The sequence below is a fragment of the Pseudomonas sp. HMWF006 genome, from assembly GCF_003061205.1.
Taxonomy (GTDB): domain Bacteria; phylum Pseudomonadota; class Gammaproteobacteria; order Pseudomonadales; family Pseudomonadaceae; genus Aquipseudomonas; species Aquipseudomonas monsensis.
The window spans coordinates 1-501 of the sequence record NZ_QAIU01000228.1; the positions used below are offsets into that span (position 1 = coordinate 1).

Sequence of the window (501 nt, forward strand, 5' to 3'; positions counted from 1 at the left end):
GTGTTCGTGGCGGGCGTGTATTGGGCAGCAAGAATTTCTTCCCTCAGGTCGGGATCGAAGAAGACGTTTCCGAAGTCATGGCGGCGTTCCTGGGGCAGTATTTCATCAGCAGTCCCGAACGCGACTTGCCCAGCGAACTGATCGTCAACGTCGTGCACGAAGACTTTCCGACATTGATCGAAGCCATTCATGAGTTGCGTGGCCGGGAGTTGGCCATCAGTCATCGGGTTCGCGGTACGCGAGCGCGTTGGCAGCAACTGGCCGTCACCAATGCCGAGCAGGCGCTGGGTGCGCGACTGGCCAATCGTCAGCACACTGCCGCGCGCTTCGAAGCCCTGGCTGAAGTGTTGAATCTGGATGAGCCGCCGCAGCGGCTGGAATGCTATGACATCAGCCATTCCAGCGGTGAGGCGACGGTCGCTTCTTGCGTGGTCTTCGGCCCGGAAGGCGCGATCAAGTCGGATTACCGCCGCTACAACATCGAAGGTGTCACGGCGGGGG

At 60.5% G+C, this 501-nt stretch carries 1 pseudogene; it reads left to right on the plus strand.

Annotation, left to right across the window (positions count from 1 at the left end):
* Positions 1 to 501, plus strand: a pseudogene (gene uvrC / locus DBR24_RS31800) (excinuclease ABC subunit C); the annotation flags it as partial.